Origin of the sequence: Saccharibacillus sacchari, from assembly GCF_037722395.1 — a bacterium.
Classification (GTDB): Bacteria; Bacillota; Bacilli; order Paenibacillales; family Paenibacillaceae; genus Saccharibacillus; species Saccharibacillus sacchari_A.
This window is the reverse complement of the sequence record NZ_JBBKAR010000040.1, coordinates 1-683: the sequence shown is the minus strand read 5'-3', so window position 1 is coordinate 683 and position 683 is coordinate 1. Positions and strand designations below refer to the sequence as shown.

Below are 683 nucleotides of genomic sequence, written 5' to 3'. Positions count from 1 at the left end.
CTGTTTGAAATATAGAATCAATAGCTCGTGTTATTTTATTAGGGCTTTCCGTTAACAATGAAGAATATAGTTCAAAACCGACACCTTCATTCTCGTAATACTTTCTTTGATCAATACCATCTGTTCCTTTAAACAAAGTAATATTTTTTTTCCAGGCGGTAAACAAATAATTACACTCTTCAATACTACATATTATGTTATTGAGGCCGATTACACTTTTGAAAATATCAAATTCTCCTTCTTCTTTCTCAGTAATTTCATATTCACTTTTCATAATTTCCAATTCATTTAAATAACCTTGTTTATATTTTTTTAGAATTTGAGAATCAAGTTTGTAGTCATTCCATAGCGCTTGTAATATTTCGTATTGCGATAATGCAACACTACCTGTATTTATATTTTTAAATAAGTCTGGCAAATCATCTTTGTCACCATAATATATAATAATAGCGACGTCTTCATCATGAATCGCAATTCGATCAATCAGTAAGTTATGAAGTTCAGTAATACTCTCAATATCATCAGCTATATTAGATAGTTTTTCCTCTTTTTTTATGAATTTATATAAGCTCATTAATTTTTCGTATTCATATAGACTAGAAAGAGACTCGTACCACGTTCTAATTGTTCTCTTTAAATGGCTAATAGAAGTCTTTGAATATTCTTTCTCCAAGTAAAAACTC

At 28.7% G+C, this 683-nt stretch carries 1 protein-coding gene; it reads right to left on the bottom strand.

Going from position 1 to position 683, the window contains the following annotated elements; all coding sequences use genetic code 11:
- Window positions 1-683, bottom strand: a 683-nt coding sequence (locus WKI47_RS15525) for a hypothetical protein (protein WP_340228069.1), incomplete at both ends; no start/stop codon positions are given.